Origin of the sequence: Streptomyces sp. NPDC085460, assembly GCF_044541975.1 — a bacterium.
Classification (GTDB): Bacteria; Actinomycetota; Actinomycetes; order Streptomycetales; family Streptomycetaceae; genus Streptomyces.
Map to the genome: position 1 here is coordinate 745,641 of NZ_JBITTO010000001.1, position 19,817 is coordinate 765,457.

The 19,817-nt window shown below is 67.9% G+C and carries 13 protein-coding genes and 1 pseudogene; 7 read left to right on the forward strand and 7 right to left on the reverse strand.

Features of this window, described 5'->3' with window-relative positions; genetic code table 11:
* Positions 1-3: 3 nt before the first annotated feature.
* From ACIGHB_RS03185 to ACIGHB_RS03215, 7 genes are all read right to left on the reverse strand, one after another.
* Positions 4-1,107, reverse strand: coding sequence for a Zn-dependent alcohol dehydrogenase (locus ACIGHB_RS03185; protein ID WP_399909083.1), 1,104 nt, complete (start codon positions 1,105-1,107; stop codon positions 4-6).
* A 62-nt stretch (positions 1,108-1,169) separates the two neighbouring features.
* Positions 1,170-2,660 (reverse strand): aminobutyraldehyde dehydrogenase, encoded by a 1,491-nt coding sequence (locus ACIGHB_RS03190; protein WP_399909084.1) that lies wholly within the window; start codon positions 2,658-2,660, stop codon positions 1,170-1,172.
* A gap of 12 nt (positions 2,661-2,672) precedes the next feature.
* A complete protein-coding gene (locus ACIGHB_RS03195; RefSeq protein WP_399909086.1) occupies positions 2,673-4,193 on the reverse strand; it encodes an APC family permease in 1,521 nt (506 codons plus the stop codon).
* A 124-nt stretch (positions 4,194-4,317) separates the two neighbouring features.
* Positions 4,318-5,472, reverse strand: a complete 1,155-nt coding sequence (locus ACIGHB_RS03200; RefSeq protein WP_399909088.1) for an NAD(P)/FAD-dependent oxidoreductase — start codon at positions 5,470-5,472, stop codon at positions 4,318-4,320.
* Between the two features lie 147 nt (positions 5,473-5,619).
* Complete coding sequence (locus ACIGHB_RS03205; RefSeq protein ID WP_399909090.1) at positions 5,620-6,687, reverse strand: alpha/beta hydrolase; 1,068 nt, start codon at positions 6,685-6,687, stop codon at positions 5,620-5,622.
* Entirely contained in the window at positions 6,684-8,240 is a 1,557-nt protein-coding gene (locus ACIGHB_RS03210) for a flavin-containing monooxygenase (protein ID WP_399909092.1), read from the reverse strand. The genes ACIGHB_RS03205 and ACIGHB_RS03210 overlap by 4 nt, the downstream gene beginning before the upstream one ends.
* A gap of 229 nt (positions 8,241-8,469) precedes the next feature.
* Entirely contained in the window at positions 8,470-9,675 is a 1,206-nt protein-coding gene (locus ACIGHB_RS03215; protein ID WP_399909094.1) for a PucR family transcriptional regulator, read from the reverse strand.
* 1,001 nt (positions 9,676-10,676) lie between these two features.
* On the opposite strand from ACIGHB_RS03215, the gene ACIGHB_RS03220 reads away from it, so the two are divergent.
* The 7 genes and pseudogenes from ACIGHB_RS03220 (at position 10,677) to ACIGHB_RS03250 (ending at position 19,727) form a co-directional block, all read left to right on the forward strand.
* Positions 10,677-10,868, forward strand: a complete 192-nt coding sequence (locus ACIGHB_RS03220; RefSeq protein WP_399909096.1) for a hypothetical protein — start codon at positions 10,677-10,679, stop codon at positions 10,866-10,868.
* A gap of 199 nt (positions 10,869-11,067) precedes the next feature.
* Positions 11,068-11,475, forward strand: a pseudogene (locus tag ACIGHB_RS03225) (transporter); the annotation flags it as partial.
* 187 nt (positions 11,476-11,662) lie between these two features.
* Positions 11,663-12,430 carry a hypothetical protein gene (locus ACIGHB_RS03230; protein WP_399909360.1) on the forward strand — a complete coding sequence of 256 codons (768 nt, stop codon included), beginning with the start codon at positions 11,663-11,665 and terminating at the stop codon, positions 12,428-12,430.
* A gap of 420 nt (positions 12,431-12,850) precedes the next feature.
* Entirely contained in the window at positions 12,851-13,711 is an 861-nt protein-coding gene (locus tag ACIGHB_RS03235) for a phytanoyl-CoA dioxygenase family protein (protein ID WP_399909098.1), read from the forward strand.
* A 183-nt stretch (positions 13,712-13,894) separates the two neighbouring features.
* Positions 13,895-15,442, forward strand: coding sequence for a long-chain fatty acid--CoA ligase (locus tag ACIGHB_RS03240; RefSeq protein ID WP_399909100.1), 1,548 nt, complete (start codon positions 13,895-13,897; stop codon positions 15,440-15,442).
* A 495-nt stretch (positions 15,443-15,937) separates the two neighbouring features.
* The gene (locus ACIGHB_RS03245; RefSeq protein WP_399909102.1) at positions 15,938-17,350 is read left to right on the forward strand and encodes a flavin monoamine oxidase family protein; all 1,413 of its coding nucleotides are present in this window, start codon (positions 15,938-15,940) and stop codon (positions 17,348-17,350) included.
* Positions 17,351-17,372: 22 nt separating this feature from the next.
* Positions 17,373-19,727, forward strand: coding sequence for an ATP-dependent Clp protease ATP-binding subunit (locus tag ACIGHB_RS03250; RefSeq protein ID WP_399909104.1), 2,355 nt, complete (start codon positions 17,373-17,375; stop codon positions 19,725-19,727).
* The last annotated feature ends 90 nt before the right edge of the window (positions 19,728-19,817 follow it).

The window sequence follows — 19,817 nt, forward strand, 5'->3', positions numbered from 1 at the left end:
GGGTCAGTAGGTGATGACGGTCCGGCCGCCCTCGCCCTTGCCCATCGCGGCGAAGGACTCGTTGATCTCGTGGATCGACACGGTGCGGCCGACCAGCTGGTCCAGGTCGAGCTTGCCCTGCATGTACAGGTCCACCAGGCGCGGGAAGTCCAGCGCGGGGTGGCAGCTTCCGTAGTTGCTGCCGATCAGCGACTTCTCGCGGTCCGACATGACCATGGGGTCGATCTCGATCGTCACGCCCTCGGCCGACTGCCCCACCACCACGGCGGTGCCCCCCGGACGGATGAGTTCGTAGGCGAGCTCGATGGTGGGCTTCAGGCCGATAGCCTCGAAGGCCCAGTCGACGCCGGCCTCACCCACGAGTTCGCGGACTGCCTCGGCTAGGTCCGTCTGGCGGGAGTTGATCACTGTCGTGGCGCCAAGGGACCGGGCGCGCTCCAGTGACCCGTCGTTGACGTCCACGGCGATGATCTGGCCGGCCGAGACCAGGCGGGCGCCCATGATGACCGAGAGGCCGACGCCGCCGCAGCCGATGACGAGCACCGTGTCGCCCGGCTTCACGCCCGCGGTGTTGACGACCGCGCCGACACCGGTGGTCACGGCGCAGCCGACCAGCGCCGCCTTGTCCAGCGGCGCGTCCTTGCGGACGGGGATGGCGCTGGTCTCCCGGACGACCACGTGGTCGGCGAACGCCCCCGTGGCGAGGTAGCTGGGCACGGGTTCGCCGTTGCGGGACATGCGCGACGTGCCGTCGAACATGACGTTCTCGTAGGCGGTCTCCGTGACCTTCGGACACAGCGCGGGCCGACCGGAGTTGCAGTACGTGCAGGCACCGCAGTACGGCACCCACGACAGCACGACATGGTCGCCGACCGACACGGTCGTCACACCCGGGCCCACTTTCTCGACGACCCCGGCGCCTTCGTGGCCGAGCACCACCGGGCCCTCGGACGACCACTCGCCCTTGACCACGTGGTAGTCGCTGTGACAGAGGCCGCTGGCGGCCAGCTTGACGAGGACCTCACCCTCCTTCGGGTCCTCGAGGTCGAGCTCCTCGACCGTCATCGGCTTCCCGACGGATTCGAACACTGCGGCGGTGACCTTCATGGCACGTCCTTTCGTGAGAACCAGGTTGAGTGGTGGCCGGGCGGTGAGCGGCCGGGACCGGGTCAGTCGCGGGCGGCGCCCATCGCCAACATCACGTGCTTGGTGCGGGTGTAGTCGTCGAGCGCGTAGGTGCCGTTGTCCCGGCCGTAGCCGGAGTGGCCGAAGCCCACCCAGGGCATCTCGGTGGCCACCGCGAGGTGGGAGTTCGCCCAGACAGTGCCGAAGTCGAGTTGCTCGACGGCGCGCAGCATGCGGCCAGGGTCGGCGGTCCACACGGAAGCGGCGAGCCCGTACACGACGTCATTGGCCTTGGCGATCGCTTCGGACTCGGTGGCGAACTTCTCCACGGAGATGACCGGACCGAACACCTCTTCCCGGGCCATCTCGGAGCCTGCGGCGACGTCGGTGATGACGGTCGGCGGGTAGAAGAACCCGGCGCGGTCCGGGACTTGACCACCGGTGAGAACCTTGGCGCCGTCACGCCGGGCCCGGTCGACCATGGCGGCGATGCGGTCGCGCTGCGCGGCGCTGATCACAGGTCCGAGCTCAATGGACCCTCCTTCGGCGGGGTCACCGATCGTCAGGGCCTCCGCCGCGCGGACGAGCTTCGCGACGAACTCGTCGTGGACGTCCTCGTGACAGATGACCCGAGTGGCCGCGCCGCACTCCTGGCCGGCGTTGACGTAGCCCGCCACGGCCACGGTCTCCACCGCGGAGTCGAGGTCGGCGTCGTCGAAGATGACGACCGGCGCCTTGCCGCCCAGCTCCAGATGCACCCGCTTGACCGTGGCTGCCGCGGCTTCCGCGACGCTCTGGCCGGAGCGAACGCCTCCGGTGAGCGCCATCATGTCGATGCCGGGGTGGTGGCTCATGGCATCGCCGACGATCGACCCGGTGCCCAGGACGACGTTGAGCACGCCGGCAGGGAGGATGTCGGCGGCGAGCTCCATCAGGACGAGGGTGGTCAGAGGCGTCAGCTGGGAAGGCTTCAGCACCATCGTGTTGCCTGCCGCCAGCACGGGGGCGATCTTCCAGGCGGCCATCATCAGCGGGTAGTTCCACGGGGCGATGGCACCGACGACGCCGACCGGTTCACGCCGGATGTACGAGAGGTGCCCCTCGACGTATTGCCCGGCCGCCGGGGCCTGCGCCGTGCGGGCCGCGCCCGCCATGAAGCGCAGTGAGTCCGAGACGACCGGGATCTCGTCGCTCGCGGCGGCCAGTGGCTTGCCGCCGTTGATCGCTTCGATCGCGGCGAGCAGATCGACGTTGGCGTCGACCACGTCGGCCAGCGCGTGAAGCACCTCCGCGCGGTCCGCGGGCGTACGGCCGGCCCAGCCGGGCAGAGCCCGTCGCGCCGCGGCCACCGCCGCGTCGACGTGCGCGGGGGTGCCGCTGGGGATGGTGCCCAGTGAGGCCTCATTGGCGGGGTTGACCAGTGCGATGGTGCCGGCGTCGCCGCCGGCCGCGGTGAACGCGCCGTCGATGAAATGTGCCCTCGGCACCCGTGCGATGCGGTCCGCGGCCTCGGTCAGAGTGTCCTTGGTGATCATGGTGTCCGACTCCTAGCTGTCGACAGATGCGGTTTCGGTAGGGGCGGTCGGTACGGAGTTCCGAGCGGCATCGCCGCGTTCGGCGACTTCGAGTGCGTCGCCGGAGGGGGCGGTCGAGCCTCGCCAGGGGCGAGCCATGGCCATGTAGAGCGCACCGCTGACCAGGACCACGCCGAGGCCGATCAGAACGCTCCAGCGGTCGACGAAGGCCAGCGAGGCGTCACCGGGCCGAATCAGGACGAGCATCGCGGAGACGCCGAAGAGCAGCGCGGCGATGTTGACGGTCAGACCGGCCCGTCCGAGGCTCCACGGGCCGCCGGGCCGCCAGCCCTTGAGCCGCATCCGCAGGGCGGCGAGGACGACCATCTGGAAGCACAGGTAGATGCCGCACACCGCGAAGGCTGTGACACGGGGCAGGCTGTCGGGTTGCGCGAGCACCCAGACGCAGAGGACGGTCGGGGCCGCGCACGACACCACCATGGCGGCGCGTGGGGAGCCTTGTCCGGTCAGCGTCGACAGCTTCCTGCTGCCGGGCAGCATGCCGTCCCGGGCGAAGGCGAAGACCAGCCGACTCAGCGCGGCCTCCAGCGACAGCGCGCACGAGATGAATGCGGTCAGCGCCACCACCAGGAAGATCTTGGTGCCCACCGGTCCGACGGTGTCCCGCAGGATCGCCGAGACGGGATCCGCGACCTCGCCGTTGACGATGGCCGGCAGGCTCGGGGCCGCCAGGATGAAGCCGATGAACGCCAGACCCGCCGAGAACAGCCCGGTCACGACGGTCAGGATCATCGCCTTCGGAATGGCACGGCCCGGGTTCTTCACCTCTTCCGCGACGTCCCCGCAGGCTTCGAACCCGTAGAAGAGGAACAGCCCGGTGAGCGCGGCCAGGAGGAACGTCTCGTAGTACGGTGCGTCGCCGCCGGCGCCCATCGCGTCGAAGAAGACGCCGAACGAATTGCGCCGCTCGAAGATCAGCAGGTAGAGGCCGCAGAACACCACACCCACGATCTCCGCGTAGAAGCCGATGCGGACGACGGTACCGAGTGTCCGGGTGCCGCTGAGGTTGAACACCATCGCCAGGAGCAGCAGACCGACGGCTATCAAGAAGGTCTGGACGGGGGTGGGCGTGAAGCCGAAGAGGCTGCCGACGAACGGGACGGCGTAGTGGACCAACGCTGTGATCGTGACAATCAGCGCGCACAGGTAGATCCATGCGGCGAGCCAGGCGTAACGCGGCCCCCACAGCCGACGGGCCCACGGGTAGATGCCGCCGGTGATCGGAAACTGGGAGACGATCTCTCCGAACACGAGGGCCACGAGCAGCTGGCCGGCGGCCACGATGGGCAGCCACCAGATCGACGGCGGTCCGGCCGTGGTCAGCCCCAGCGGCATCAGGGCGGCCACAGCACCCAGCGGCGACAGGTAGGTGAAGCCCAGGGAGAGTGTCTCCACGACGCCCATGGAGCGGGTGAACTGCCCTGAATCAAAGGCACGTTCAGACGCACCGGGCGATGACGTGGAAGGGGTCACCAGAAGGTCTCCTCAGCATGTTCGGTGGCCGGTTCGGCCGTACGGCGGTAGGTCGCCGTCGGCACCGGGATTCGGCTTGCGCATCGGTCGGGCATGGCCGTGAAGGCCGGCGTGCCGGTCGCGGTCAGCCCGACTTCGCGTTCCACTCGTGGTCTGCCGACAGGCTCGACGGAAGCCCGAGCAGCGCCTGCGCTGCCTGTCGTCCGATGGCCGGCGCCAGCTGTATCCCGGAGGCGCCCGCGCCGACAGCGTTGATGACGTTCTCGCGTGCCGGATGGCGACCGACCACGGGCAGTCCGTCGCGGGTCATCGCGCAGACGCCGGCCCAGGTTCTGCCGACGGTCGCTTCGTCGGCGCCCTTCACGCGCTGTGAGAGGAGTTCGATTACGAGCGTCGTGACTTCCTCGTCGAGCGGCTTGGGCCGCAGACTGGGCGTTGCTTCCTTGAGGTTGCCGTCCTCGCTGTGCAGACCGGCGATGAGTTGGGTGGCGCCCTCCTGGCGGAAGTACACCCCCGGCACGCCCGATCCCGGGATGTAGTCCATGACGAAGGGCAGCGAACGGATGGGCCATTCCTTCAAGTTCGCCACGACGACGCCGTACAGCTGGTTCGACACTGCTACCGGGGCGTCGAGGAGAGCGGCGATCTCCGGTGCCCACGGCCCTGCCGCGTTCACGACCCAGTCCGCGTCCAGTCGATGGGTGGCCGTCGTCAGGGTCCACGCGCCCGAATCGGCCCGGTCAGCTGCGACAAGAGGCGACGACGAGAGCACGCGCACGCCTGCGGCTCGTAGCCGCGCGGTCATCCTCGCGCAGAATTCGTATGCGTCGATGTATCCGTCGGAACGGCCGATGAGACCACCGACAAGGTCATCGCCCGTTATCAGGTCCGGCCACGAGGAAGCGATCCGGTCTCGGTCCAGGATTTCGGCGTCGACGATGCCGAAATCCTGCTGGAGTGCGCGCGACTCATGGAAGCCGGCCATGTCCTCTTCGGTCCGCGCCAGTCGGAGATATCCCGAACGCGTGAAGGAAAGACCTGTCTCCCCGCTGAAGGCATCGAAGAACCGGCGGCCGTACGCCCTGACCTCGATGGCGTCGGCGGTCGAGAACTGCGTCTCCACCATTCCGACGGAGAGACCCGAGGTGCCCTCGCCCGGGTGGGCCATGTCCAGCACCGTGATATCGAGCGGCGACGGCGCGAGTTCCACGAGGTGCCATGCGGTGCTCAGGCCCAGGACCCCCGCACCGACGATGACGACTTTCTGGGTTATCGGCATGACGCGACCTCGCGAACTGCCGTAAGTGCATGACGGTAAATCAACGTACGTTCCTTGCCCGTTCGCCCTGCGGGGGCTCTCGCTGATGCAGAATTCACGCAGGCGGCCCGCGCCCGAACCGACACCCTTCGCGTCGGGACGCAATGCTCAGAGACGGCCTGACGCCGGGGCCAGTCCCTCCGGGGACACCGCCTGGGCGATGGCCGCCGCAACTCGCTCGATGGCCGTCCGGCTGGTCCGGCTGAGAGCCGTGAGCTGGATGAAGCCGTGCACGAGCCCGCCTTCGCGGAAGACGCGGGTCGGTACCCCGTTCTCTAGGAGCCCGGCGGCGTAATCGAGCGCCTCGTCCCGCAGCGGATCGAATCCGGCGACCGACACCACCGCGGGCGGCAGGCCGTCCAGGTTCCCGAGCAGCGGGGAGACCCGCGGATCCCGCACATCGGTACCGGCCGGCAGGTAGTTGCTGCTGAACCACTTGATCTGCTTGGCCGAGAGAGCCGGGGAACCGGCGAACTCGTGGTGCGAGGACCGCTTGGCCGACAGGTCCACGACCGGGTACATCAGGACCTGCAGACAGGGCTGGACATCGCGGCCGCGCAGCTGCTGGCACAGCACCGCGGAAAGGTTGGCACCGGCGCTGTCCCCGGCGACGACGATCCGGCGCGGATCGAGACCCCACTGCTCCGCGCGATCGACGGCGTAGTCCCATGCGGTCAACGCGTCATCGTGCGCGGCCGGGAACGGATGCTCCGGAGCGAGCCGGTACTCGACGGAGAGCACGTCGACGCCGGCTTTGAGAGCCAGCAGCTTCGCCGGAGCGTCGTAGTCGGCTCGACTGTGGACAACGAACCCGCCGCCGTGGAAGAACAGGAGGAGACCCCGCGACGCGGATCCGGCCCGGTAGCGCGTGGCCCGCAGTCCGCCGGGCAGCCGGAGCTCCTCCTCGACCGCGAAGGACGGCATCCGGTCGGCGAACACCCGGCACTCCGCTGCGACCACCTCGCGCGCACGCACCGGGTCGAGGTCGCTGTAGTCGTCCCCCTTTTCGGTCATCTGCATCAGGAGGGCGATCTCAGGCGCCATCTCCTCGCCGTCGGCATTGACGGGCACGTCCGCCAGCCGGCGGAGGATCGGCTGGGGAAGGCGACAGGCGAGGATGCCCATCGCCCGCTGGATCCGCTCCGCCAGGGTGAGCTTGGCAGGGGCCGAGGTCATCGTGTCCCTCCCTGCTGCTGAGAGGCGGTGGTCTGCAGCTTCCCGTACCCGGACCGCCCCGGCGCCGAGGTCCTGGCGCTGAACTGCAGATGCCTGTCGAACAGGGCGCCCTTGAGGAGCTTGGCATCCTGGCTGTACGAGGTCAGCATCCGCCAGGGCAGCCCGGTGCCCTGGCGCGGGAGCGTGTCCATGGACCTCGCGACATAGCCGGCGGTGAGATCGAGCAGCGGCCGCGTGGGCATGCCCGCGTCGGGCACCGGGACGGCGATCTCGTGTCCGTGGGCGTCCATGTACGTGATCAGGTCGCAGATGTAGCGGCTTGTGAGGCCCACCTTCAGAGTCCACGACGACGACTTGGTGTATCCGAGTGCCACGACCCAGTTGGGCACGCCGGAGAGCAGCATCCCCCGGTACGTCACGGTGTCGGCGAGCACAACCGGCTTTCCGTCCACGCTCTGCTGGACTCCGCCGAAGAACCGCATGTTCAGACCGGTCGCCGTCACGATGACATCGGCCTTCAGCTGGCGTCCCGAGGCCAGCAGGATGCCGTCCTTCGTGAAGCGCACGATCCGGTCCGTGACAACGGATGCCTTCCCGTCGCTGATCGCCTGGAAGAAATCGCCGTCCGGGGTGGCACACAGTCGCTGGTCCCACGGGTCGTACGGCGGATTGAAGTGGGTGTCGACGTCGAAGCCGGCCGGGAGGGCCTTCTTGGTGTAGTAGCGGATCAAGGCCCGACCGAATCGCGGAAACGTCTGCACCAGCTTCACGAAGCCCTGGTCGCGCCAGACGTTCTTGCGCCTCGTCAGCGCGTATCCGCGCTCGGGGCCGAACAGTTTCGTCAGCTGCAGCGACAGCGTGTCGACCCGCGGCAGCGCCATGATGTAACTCGGCGTGCGCTGGAGCATCGTGACATGGCGCGCCGCGCCGGGCCCCGCCGTCATGGCCGGCAGGAGGGTGACCGCCGTCGCGCCACTGCCGATGACGACCACGTTCTTGCCGGAGTAGTCGTAGTTCTCCGGCCAGTGCTGCGGATGAACGATGTCACCCGTGAACTCGTCGCGGCCCTCGAACTGGGGCGTGAACCCCTCGTCGTAGCGGTAGTAGCCGGTGGCGCCGTACACCCAACGAGCCTTCATCGTCAGCTCGCTGACCGCCTCGCCGCCAGTGACCCGCACCGTCAAGGTCCACAGAGCCTCATCGCTCGACCAGTCCGCCGACACGACCTCGTGCCGGAGCCGGATGAGCCTCTCCAGGCCGTACTCCTCGACGGTTTCCCGCAGGTAGTCACGAATCAGGTGCCCGTCGGCGATCGCGGATTCGTGGCGCCACGGCTTGAACTCGTATCCGTAGGTGTGCAGATCGGAATCGGACCGGATGCCGGGGTACCGGAAGAGATCCCACGTGCCTCCGATGCTTTCACGCCCCTCGAGCACCGCGATCTTCTTGCTCGGGAACTCCTTCGTCAGGTAGCAGGCGGCTCCGATTCCCGAAATACCCGCCCCGATGACGACGACGTCAAAACACTCTGCCGAAACGGTAGAGGTATCCATGCCACCACTCCCTCGCATCTGTGGTTCAGCGGCTGGACTTCATGGTGCCTAGGTTTGGTGTGGCGCTATACACACTGAACGCGCGAGTTGTGGCTGAGCGTGGTGCACGTTGCACACTGCCGGTGTCTGAGCGTCGAATGGGGGACGAATTCTGAGCGACGCCGATCAACGCATCGGCCCCGCCGGCCGGTGCGGGCGGGGCCTCCGAGGGTGGGGCAGAACCCCCGGGTCAGTCGCTCGGCTGCTGGTCCTGCTGGAGCTCCAAGAGCATCAGGGCCGCGTCGACCCCGGTCGGGTCCTGATCGAGAGGTCGCGGCAGCATGGCCTTCGCGCGGGCCAGCCGGCGGTCGACCGTGTTCCGGTGCGCGAACATCCGGTCCGCGGTACTCGAGATGTTGAACCGCTCACTCACATACATGCGGACGGTGCGCTGAATGACCGGGTCGGCTGTCGCGAGCTCTCCCAGCGTGGTCGCGACGAACTGCTCCGCCTTGGCGAGATCGGCGGTCAGCAGATCGACGAGGTAGGCGTCCTCGTAGCGCACGACGACATGCGGAGACCGCAGCCGCGCAAGCAGTCGCTGTGCCGCGACGGCGTCCAGATGACTGGTTCGGAACCCCTCGACGTCCGGCGCCGGCCGTCCGAGCGCCACCCTGACGCCCGGGGTCTTGGCGAGGATCTTCTGGAGCCCCGCTACCGGCGGAACGCCCCTGACTGGCATCCACAACCATTGGGAAGAGGTACTGACCACGAGCGTCAGACGACGCGTGGCACCGCACGCCCGCATGACGTGCTCAGCCGCTTCCTCCAGGTGGGGTGCACGCTCTTCGGCATCGGCCCACACGATGGCCGCGACGTGATGTCCGGTCAAGGCGTAACCGAGCTGCTCCTCCGCTCGTACGCGGCTGATGGGGGCGCCCTCCAGGAGGAGCTGCGCGGTGGCGAACCGCTGGGTGTGAGCACCGCGCCCCAGCTCCGACCGAACGTCGTCGGTGTATGCCGCCACGGCGGCGATCGAGTCGTCGACGAACGTGGTCATCGAGTTGCCGGACACTTCAACCAGTTCACGCAACTCGCCCTGGTCCGTGGTCGCGGCGAAGCAGGCCTCGATCCACCACTGCCATCCGACCCGCTGCGCCGCCCTCCACGACCCGAGGTCGTCGATGTCCATGCCGCGCAGCACAAGGTCCCGGGCGTAGATGTACATCTCCTGGTCCCGGGACGGCTCCACTCGACGGCCCGGATCGTGCAGGTTCGACACGAGCCAGTGCGTCATGTTCGCCTTGTTGAGGCGCCGGTCCGCTTCCGCCAGTACGGGATCTTCCACGAATCCCCGCTCGCGTGTCCCCCGCTGCGAAGCGGCCCACAGCCTGTCCAGGAGGTCTTCCGACAGAGGCAGCATCTGTTCGGCAATCGCTCGGATCAGCTCGGACACCCGTGCGGATGGAGCTGGCCACAACTCTTCCATAGCATGCACAGCGTACTCCCGGCGACCAAGTGCGGTGTAGCGCCGAGCTGAGGCGGCCGGCCGCAGGCCATCCGGGCGGCCAGGGCTGCCCGAGGGGCGCGCGCCCGCATCCTTCCGGATATTTTTCGGAATGGGAACCGGCGTCGACTCGGTCCTTGGCCGACTGTTCCCCGGTTCAGGTCCCGGATGAGGAGCAGGCCGGCTTGCTGCTCCTTAATCGCGACGAGGTATACCGACGAGTAGGATCCCGCGTGGCCACGGGCTCAGCCACCTCAGCCTGCTCCCGCCGGCGCGAGCCGAGACCACCCGCCTGACCAGCGAGTGGCCTTCTAGGTGCCGTCCGCTGGCACCAAGGTCGTTCGACAGGCCGTAGGGGGATCCGTGATCCTCCTGACCACTGCATGGCGTGCGCCAGCAACCACACTTGAGATGCACGCTGCCGCAAGGCCCTGTTCGGGCTCGTGGTCCGTTCCCGACCCTTTCACCCGCATTCGCTCGCCCGACACCCGGCGCATCACACCACGCCCCGGGTGGCGGCGGATGCGAGCGGCCGCCCTCGCGCCAAAGTGAGGAATGCCGCTCACGACGATCCGCGGCAAGGTTGCGGTGAGCACAGCGGTCTGCCCCCTGCCGTACCTCAGCAGGGCGCGCGCAGCCGCCTTGACGTGTCGTCTCTCGTCGTCGGCCCGGTCATCCGTCGCCCCCTCCGGAACGTCTGCACGGCGACAGGTCACGCGCCACCACGCCCCAGCCACCCACCTCACCGTCCGGAGGTTTCCGTGCGCTCCTACACTCCTGCTCCGTCCGGCCGACCACCTACGCTCCACCTCTCGGCCGATGCCCCGCAACAAGAACGCTTCTCCTAACTCCGCGAGGCCGCGCACCGCGGCGACCGCGCCTTCCTTGTGCTGAACGCGGTTCCTCTCGCTGTCGGCACCGTGCTGTCGTCGTTCACGGACGTGCCGTCGGTGCCTGTGTACGGGAAGCTCACGCTGGGCGTGGTGTGGGGCTTCCTCCAAGGCACCCTCCTCGTCGTCACCGCCTGGCTGTACGAGGACCGGTCCGCGCGTCTGCGCGATCCCCTCGAGCAGTTCCTGACCTCATGCCTTCCTCGGGTCGAGACGCCCGTTACTCCTCCGTCCAACGAGCCGTGGCGGTGAAGCGGTGAACCTGCACATGCTCAGCTCCGGACCGGTGGAACCGATCGGTTCGGACACCCAGGGCCCTGTGATCATCGCCTTCCTGGTATTCATCGGTATTTCCCTCCTGTGGGTTCTGACGCTCGCCACACAGGAGGACAACCCGGAAAGGCTCTACACAGCGGACCGGTCGCTCTCACCGGTCTTCAACGGGATCGCCATGGCGGGCGAGCAGATCACTGTCATCAGCCTGTTGGCAGTCCCCGGAGGCATCGCCCTTTTCGGCTACGACGCGTTCACCGTCGCCATTGACTACGTCGTGGCGCTGGCCGTACTGCTCCTCCTTGCCCAGAAGATCCGCAACAGCGGCCTGTACACCCTCGGCGATCTCTTCACCGTGCGCGTCTCAGGTCCGGGGCTGCGCATCGCCGGGGCCGTGGTGACACTGGTCATCGCCATTCCCCTCCTCATGGTGCAGCTGAGGGCGACCGGCATCGTCACGGCCCTCCTGATGGGCATTTCGAGCGACGAGGCTCAGGTCCTCTGCACGGTGGTGATGGGCTGCCTCGTCGCCGCCTTCGCCGCGGTGGCAGATCTGAGAGGCACCAGCTTCATGCAGGTCGTCAAGGTACCGCTCACCCTGGTGACGCTCGCCGTGGTCACGTTGCTGGCGGTGAATAAATTCGGGTGGGAGCCCGGGAGTCTGCTCGACGCCGCGGTGGCCAACAGCCGGGAGCCGGACGCATACCTGAGCCGTGGGCTCTGGACACAGCCAGAGCCTCGGCCCTCTCAGCACGATCAGCGACCACCTCGTGATGATCCTCGGTACGGCCGTGGTGCCTCACCTCCTGCTGCGTATCAGTACCTCCCTGACCGGGCGCAGCGCACGCCGATCCATGAGCATCGCTGCGGGGCTGAACGGCGCGTTCTTCCTGCTCCTGACCACGACGGGTTTCGCGGCGGCGGCCGTGGTGGGAAGCAAGAACATCGAGGCCGTCGATGCCAATGGGCAGTCGTCCCCGATTCTGCTCGCTGCGGGCCTGCTGTCCGACAACTCGGCGGCGAAGGTCACGCTCATCACCATCATGGCCTGCGTCGCCTTCCTCGCCGCCCTCACGACCGTGACCAGCGTTACCTTCGCCGCCGCCGTGTCCATCGCCCACGATGTGTTCGCTCGAGGCAAGCGCCGGCACACCGACATCGGAGAAGTGCGGGCGCTGCGTCTAGCAGTGGTCCTCCTATGCATGGGGGGGCCTATCGCTCGCCGCTGCGACCCATCGGTACCCAATCGAATTCCTGGTCGTCTTCTCGCTGGGCGTCGCCGCATCATGCGTCTTCCCCGTACTGATCTACTCCTTCTTCTGGTCCGGATTCCGTCGCCGAGGGCTCCTGTGGTCCGTATACGGGGGACTTCTGATCTGCGTCGTCCTCACCTTTTTCTCCCCCGTCGTCTCCGGAACCGAATACGCACTTTGGCCGGGAGTGGATTTCTATTGGTTTCCCCTGAACAATCCGGGCGTGATCTCCGTACCGGTCGCATTCCTCCTCGGGTGGTACGGCAGCATCACCTCGCCAAAAAATAATGACAGCGACTTCGGGCGCTTCGAGTGCAGGATCCTGACGGGAAGAAGTCCGGATTGAGCGGAGCCGGCTACGGCGTCCTCCGAGCCCCCCGGTTGCGTCGCCGCCCGTCGGGCGAGGGGACGGCAGGATGCCTCGCCGCTCTACCACCGGTTTTCAGCCATGCGAGGGGCGAAGAGATGCTCTGCGACTCCTCCCATGTGCACTGTGCACCACGATCCGCGCGAACTGGAGGTGAACTGATGTGGTACGGCGCGGCCCGCAGGGAGCAAACTAGAGATCCAGGTCACAGGCGCCGGACGTATGAACGCTCGGTTTCAGCCACCGAGGGACCGCCCTCGACTGGAATCGCGCCTACGAGAGGCTCAGCGGTCCCTGCTGAACACAATCGTCCCGCGCCCCGGCAACGAAAAAGGTATGGAATGACCATCTCAGAGGTTTCTCTGCGCCGGATCCCGGCCTCCGCACCGGCCGATGAGATCCTGGCCGTCTTCCACGAGGACGGTGGCGTCATCATCGAAGGACTCCTCACGCCGGAGCAGGTCGAGCGGTTCAATCGCGAGATCGAGCAGCCTCTTCAAGAACTGGCCGCCGGCTCCAAGCACGAGGACGAGTTCGTCGCCGAGTTCCACGGCAAGAACACCAAGCGGCTCACGAACCTGGTCACGCGCAGCGAGACGTTCCGCCGTGAGGTCATCGATCACGACCTGGTGCACGCCCTCGCCGACGCCGTCTACCTGGAGGAGTCGGGCACCTACTGGATGACCACTGCGCAGGTCATCGAGATCGGGCCCGGTAACGCGGCGCAGGTTCTCCACCGAGACCTGGAGAACTACTTCCCATTCGTCGGCATGGGGCCGGCAGGCCCGGAAGTCACCGTCAACTTCCTGATCGCCCTGACCGACTTCTCCGAGGAGAACGGGGCCACCCGGGTCATCCCAGGAAGCAACCACTGGGAGGACTTCGAGGATCGCGGGGCTCCCGAGCAGACGATCCCAGCTCTGATGCGTGCGGGCGACGCGCTCTTCTTCAGCGGGAAGACCGTGCACGGCGGTGGCGCAAACGTCACGTCCGACGAGTACCGACGGGCGGTAGGTTTCGCCCTCAATCCCGGTTACCTGGTCGGCGAGGAGGCTCACCCCTTCTTGATCGACCTCGACCTGGCCAAGACTCTCTCGCCGCGGGTGCAGCGCCTGACCGGGTTCCGCTCGCAGTACCCGAAGGGCTCCCCGGGGCTGTGGCAGGTCGACTACAGCGAGCTCGCAGAGCACCTCGGGCTGTGATGCCCCTCTACCGAAGGACGCTGAATCGACGACGGCGACACGCAGGTGAGCCCGCCTGACGACGGACATCTGTGACATCAGGGGTCCTGCGGGGTGCACCCGCCGACGCCCCGACTCCATTACGGCGGCCCCAGAGACACCCTCTGTCCGCCGCACCTGCACCCGCACCCGCAAGAAGGAATCATGCTCAATCTCGCCTCGCTCCTCGAAGACAGCGCCCGCTGCCACCCCACCCGCGACGCACTGGTCCTCGGCGACACCCGGCTCACCTACGCCCAGGTGGAGAGCGCCGCCAACCAGGTCGCGAACCTCCTGGTCGAGCGCGGCGTCAGTCCCGGCGACAAAGTGGCCCTCAGCTGCCCGAACCTGCCGTACTTCCCGATCGTCTATTACGGCATCCTGAAGGCCGGCGCGGTCGTGGTGCCGCTCAACGTGCTGCTCAAGGGCCGTGAGGTCGCGTACCACCTCGCCGACTCCGAGGCGAAGGCGTACTTCTGCTTCCAGGGCACTCCGGAACTGCCGATCGGCGCCGAAGGCTTCGCCGGCTTCGAGCAGGCCACCGAATGCGAGCACTTCTTCCTGATCACCGCCGACCCGGCCGCGGCCAGCCCGATCGAGGGCGCGGAAACCCTGGGGGCGGCTCTGGGCGGCCAGGCACCCACTTTCGACAGCGCCGTCACCTCGAGCGACGACACCGCGGTCATCCTGTACACGAGTGGCACGACAGGCCAGGCCAAGGGCGCCGAGCTCAGCCACGCCAACCTCGTGCTCAACGCGCTCAGCTGCAACGGTCTGTTCGGCAACCGGCCCGCGACTGACACGCACCTGCTCACTCTGCCGCTGTTCCACACCTTCGGCGCCACCGTGCAGATGAACGCGGGCTTCTCGATGGCCGCCACGCTCGTACTGCTGCCGCGCTTCGACGCCGCACAGGCGGTCGCGCTCATGGAGAAGGAGGACATCACCTTCTTCGCCGGAGTGCCCACCATGTGGTGGGGCCTGCTCGGCGCGCTCACCGAGGACATCGACGTGGACCGGATCGCCCGCAACCTCCGGGTCGGAGTGTCCGGAGGCGCTGCCCTGCCGCTGGAGATCATCAGCCAGGTCAAGAAGCGGTTCGGAATCCAGATCCTGGAGGGGTACGGCCTGTCGGAGACCTCGCCTGTCACGACGTTCTCCGACCCGCAGCGCGAGCCGCGGCCGGGCTCGATCGGCATCCCGATCTGGGGGGTGCAGTGCAAGCTGGTCGACCGTGACTGGAACGAGGTCACCGAGGTCGGCTCGGTCGGCGAGATCGCGATCAAGGGCCACAACATCATGAAGGGCTACTACAACCGCCCCGAGGTCACCGCGGAGGCCATGCGGGACGGCTGGTTCCGCTCCGGTGATCTGGCCAGGAAGGACGAGGACGGCTTCTACTACATCGTCGACCGCACCAAGGACATGATCATCCGCGGCGGCTTCAACGTGTACCCACGCGAAGTCGAGGAGGTTCTGATGACCCACCCCGACATCTCGCTGGCGGCGGTGATCGGCGTACCCCACGACAGTCATGGCGAGGAGATCAAGGCTTTCGTGATCCGCAACGCCGGCGCCGACCTCAGCGAGGCCGAGCTGGTCGACTGGGCGCGGCAGCAGATGGCGGCCTACAAGTACCCTCGCACCGTCGAGTTCGCCGAATCGCTCCCGATGACTGCCACCGGAAAGATCCTCAAGCGCGAACTCGGCTGACCTCTTGCGGGTCAGCCGAGCGGACGACCGGAGGAGAGCCGGCCGATCCGAGCGCGGTGACGGGGCGACGAGGCCGGAAGTCGGCCAGAGCTCGAGCGAGATCGAACGCCGCCGCTCTCTTACAAGCTTTGACGGACCAGGCAGGTGAAAGGCATCCGCCCGGTACCCACGCGACCACCACCCCAAGTCCCGCAGCCACGCGCCCATCTACGGGAAGGCGCCACCGGCCATGTCTTGTGAGCAGCGGCGTGGCGCATCGAGCGCGAGTCGCGCAGCACCGACCGGCGAGGGCCACATAGCGGTCGGCAGCCCTATGCCGCAAGGCCTCGGGGGAGCCGCGCTGCTCTCTCGCTCGCCCCACTCCTTGCCGAAGTAGCACTGTCGCCGGGGATCGACAGGCGGCAACCCGCATCACAACCTCGATCGAGAAAGCGACCGGAGCAAATGATTCAGTCGTTTGATCCAGTCATCGGACCAGAATCAAGGGAGCAGAAGATGAAGGACGGGACGTTCGACTACGACACGATCGTCATCGGCGGAGGGTTCGCCGGGGTGAGCGCGTGCCGGGATCTGTCGGATCAGGGCTACTCCGTGCTGTTGCTGGAGGCGCGCGACCGGCTGGGTGGTCGCACCTGGTCCGAGCAGCGGGCTGTGGGGGACTACGAGGGAATCGTCGAGCTGGGCGGGCAGTGGGTGTGGCCCGATCGCCAGATCAACATGATGTCCGAGATCGAGCGGTACGGGCTGACCACGACGCACAGCTCGATGCCGGAGTGCTACCCGACACTGCTGGCCGGGCAGTACAACCCGGGCCCGCTGCCGGTGCCGCTGGAGGACGTCTACGACTTCGAGAAGGCCGCCTTCAAGATGCTCACGGACGCGCACCGGATCCAGCGGGGAGTGCCGCTGGACCGCCAGAACGTCCAGGACCTGGACATCCCCTTCAATGAGTACCTCGACAACCTCGGGGTCAGTGACTCCGTCCGTGGCTTCTTCACCTTCTTCGGGACCATCCTCACCGGCCGCTATCCGGAGGAGATCTCCGCGCTTCCCCCGCTGGGGTTCATCGCGCAGATGGACCACAGCCTGATCCGTACCTGGGGCGTGCTGGACGCCTACATCGTCGAGGGCACCGGTGCGCTCATCCAGGCGATGGCCGACGACTCCGCTGGGGCCGACATCCGGCTGGAGACCCCGGTGGCGAGCGTCGAGCAGAACGAGGACGGCGTGAGGGTGACGACCGAGGCCGGCGACACCTTCACGGCGGCTACGGTCGTCGTGGCGACCCCGCTGGCCTGCTGGTCCACCATCCGTTTCGAACCGCCGCTGAGCGAGGCCAAGTTCACCACCTCGAGTGAGCGCAGCGTCGCCTACCCCGTCAAGGTGTACGCGCAGGTCAAGAACGCTCCGCGATTCCCCTACATGCTGGCGGAGGCCCCCCAGGCCAATGGTGCGGCTGTCATCTTCGGCGAGCACGATCTGGGGGAGGACGGCCAGCTCGTCGTCGGTTTCTTCATCGACCACCCGGACCGGGACGACCGCTTCGGCACCAGCTTCGCCGGTATCGAGCGGTTCGTGAAGACGATGTGCCCGGACGCCGAGCTCGTCGCCTACGAGTGTCATGACTGGGTGGGCGACCAGTGGTCCGGCCGCGGTGGCATGGCGGCGTACCCGCCTCAGCGCCTCAGCCGGTGGCACTCCGAGCTCTCCCGCCCGGAGGGCCGGGTCCACTTCGCGACCTCGGACATCGCCAGCACCTTCATGGCGTGGATGGAGGGCGCCGTCGAGATGGGCAAGAAGGCGGCGGTCGACGTGCAGCGCCGGCTTACCCGGGAGGCCATCGAGGTCAAGGTGCGCGCTCGCGCCAAGGGATCGATCGGCACCGCGGCGACGCGGCACGAGGCCTGAGTCGGATAGGCGGACGACGCAGATGTTCCCCCGTGAGGAGCTGAAGGCCGACTACACCCGCCGCGCGCTGGAAGCGCTGGACCGGGCCTGGTCGCCGGGACCGAGTGGTCCGGGGCCGAGTGGTCCGGCCGCGACCGGCCCGGCCCACGTGCTGGCCGCGGTCCTCGACCAGCAGGCGACCATCATCGGCCCGGTGCTGGCGGACCTGGGCGTGGACCCGGATGATCTTCGAGGTTCGCTATGCGTGGGCCCGGAGGACTTCCGAGGCCCTCTGGGCGACTTCGCGGGGGAGCGGCTGACGGCCGACGCCGAAACCGCCCGGCCCCAGCCCGGGCTCCTCTCGCTGCTGCGGGCTGCCGAGCACGAGGCACGTCAGCTGGGCGACGCGTTCGTGTCGGTCGAGCACCTCGTTGTCGCCCTGGCCGACCGGCGCGACCCGGTCGGTGAGTTGATGCGCGCCACGGGCGCCGACCGGACGGCGGTACTGGACTCCGTACGACGCGTGCGCGGACCATGGCAGGTCCTCGACGCCGAACCCGAGCGCACCTGCCTGGACGTCCGATGGCGGCCCGCCCGGGTGTCCAGCCAGGTGCTCCGGTTCGGCCGCGACCTGACCGAGCTCGCCTTCCGCGGCACACTCGACGCCGTGGTCGGCCGCGACACCGAGATCGCCCGTGTCGTCCAGGTGCTGTCCCGGCGGCGCAAGAACAACCCCGTGCTGATCGGCGACCCGGGGGTGGGCAAGACCGCGATTGCCGAGGGGCTCGCCCAGCGCATCGTCGCGGGCGAGGTCCCGGGAGCGCTGCAGAACCGTCGGGTGATCGCGCTGGACGTCGGTGCCCTGATCGCCGGGGCGTCGTACCGGGGGGAGTTCGAGGACCGGGTCAAGGCCGTGCTCAAGGACGTCGACGCGGCGGACGGCGGCATCATCCTGTTCATCGACGAACTGCACACGATCATCGGAGCCGGCGCCGCGGAGGGCGCCGTCGACGCCGGCAACCTCCTCAAACCGATGCTGGCCCGCGGCTCGCTGCGCACGCTCGGAGCCACCACGCGCGACGAGTACCGCAAGTACGTCGAGTCGGACGGCGCGCTGGAGCGCCGCTTCCAGCCGGTGCACGTCGAGGAACCCACGACCGACAACGCCGTCGAGATGCTCAGGGGCCTGCGGCCCAGCTACGAGGGCTACCACGACGTGCTGATCACCGATGCCGGACTTGCCGCTGCGGTGACACTCAGCAAGCGCTACATCGCGGACCGGTACCTCCCCGACAAGGCGATCGACCTCATCGACGAGGCCGCCTCGCAGCGCCGGATCGAACTCGACTCGGGCTCGCGGTGGCCCGATGCAGGCGAGTCCGCGATCGTCGACGAGGAGGATGTCGCACGCGTCGTCGCGCAGTGGACCGGCATCCCGGTCTCCCGGCTGCGCGAGGAGGAACTGGAGAAGCTCCTCCGCATGGAGGCGCGCCTCGGCGCCCGCGTCGTGGGCCAGCGGGATGCGATCGCCAGTGTCTCGGCGGCGCTACGCAACGCCCGCACCGGTCTCGGGGATCCGAACCGGCCTATTGCCGCGCTCCTGTTCTGCGGACCGGTCGGCGTGGGGAAGACCCATCTCGCCCATGCACTGGCCGAGTTCATGTTCGACAGCGACGACGCGCTGATCCAGCTCGACATGTCGGAGTACGCCGAAAAGCAGTCCGTCACCCGCCTCATCGGTGCGCCACCGGGCTATGTCGGCTACGAGGAGGGCGGCCAGCTGACCGAGGCCGTTCGGCGACGCCCGTACGCGGTCGTCCTCCTGGACGACATCGAGCAGGCACACCCGGACATCCACGGACTGTTGCGCCAGGTGGTCGACCACGGATCGCTCACCGACGGCCAGGGCCGGCTGGTCAGCTTCCGCAACGTGGTACTGGTGATGACATCAGGCCTCGCCGGTCCGGACGCCGTCCGGCAGCAGTTCCGGGCCGACTTCGTGACCCGGCTCGACGACGTCGTTGAGTTCGCGACGCTTGGCCGCCGTGAGCTGGAGCAGCTTGTCGACCTGCATGTCGGCGTGGTCGCAGCCCACCTGTCGAGCCAGGGCATCTCGCTCGAACTCACCTGTCAGGCACGTGAGTTGGTCAGCGAGCTGGACGACGGCAACGACGGTGCGCGTCCACTGCTGCGGGCGATCCGGAAGCAGCTCGTCTCCGCGGTGTCGCACGAGATCCTGCAGGGCGGGGCGGGATCGGGCGACACGATCCGGTTCGACCGCGAGGGGTCGTCGCTCCGGCTCGCGGTGGTGCGGGACGCCGCGGAGGACGAGGTCCGGGCGGCGGGGCCCGGCAGCGGGCCGTCGAGTGCTCCAGTCCCGACTGGATCAACCGACTGAATCAACAGGAGGCCCGACAATTCGGTGCGGGGACACACGTCGTCCGTGTGCAGAGTGGCCTCCCACATGTTTGATGGCTCATCAGGTAAG

Excerpts from the sequence above, each read along its gene's own strand:
- ACIGHB_RS03185 (WP_399909083.1), bottom strand. The coding sequence starts at position 1,107 with ATGAAGGTCACCGCCGCAGTGTTCGAATCCGTCGGGAAGCCGATGACG.
- ACIGHB_RS03190 (WP_399909084.1), bottom strand. The coding sequence starts at position 2,660 with ATGATCACCAAGGACACTCTGACCGAGGCCGCGGACCGCATCGCACGG.
- ACIGHB_RS03200 (WP_399909088.1), bottom strand. The coding sequence starts at position 5,472 with ATGCCGATAACCCAGAAAGTCGTCATCGTCGGTGCGGGGGTCCTGGGC.
- ACIGHB_RS03205 (WP_399909090.1), bottom strand. The coding sequence starts at position 6,687 with ATGACCTCGGCCCCTGCCAAGCTCACCCTGGCGGAGCGGATCCAGCGG.
- ACIGHB_RS03210 (WP_399909092.1), bottom strand. The coding sequence starts at position 8,240 with ATGGATACCTCTACCGTTTCGGCAGAGTGTTTTGACGTCGTCGTCATC.
- ACIGHB_RS03230 (WP_399909360.1), top strand. The coding sequence starts at position 11,663 with ATGATCCTCGGTACGGCCGTGGTGCCTCACCTCCTGCTGCGTATCAGT.
- ACIGHB_RS03235 (WP_399909098.1), top strand. The coding sequence starts at position 12,851 with ATGACCATCTCAGAGGTTTCTCTGCGCCGGATCCCGGCCTCCGCACCG.
- ACIGHB_RS03240 (WP_399909100.1), top strand. The coding sequence starts at position 13,895 with ATGCTCAATCTCGCCTCGCTCCTCGAAGACAGCGCCCGCTGCCACCCC.
- ACIGHB_RS03245 (WP_399909102.1), top strand. The coding sequence starts at position 15,938 with ATGAAGGACGGGACGTTCGACTACGACACGATCGTCATCGGCGGAGGG.
- ACIGHB_RS03250 (WP_399909104.1), top strand. The coding sequence starts at position 17,373 with ATGTTCCCCCGTGAGGAGCTGAAGGCCGACTACACCCGCCGCGCGCTG.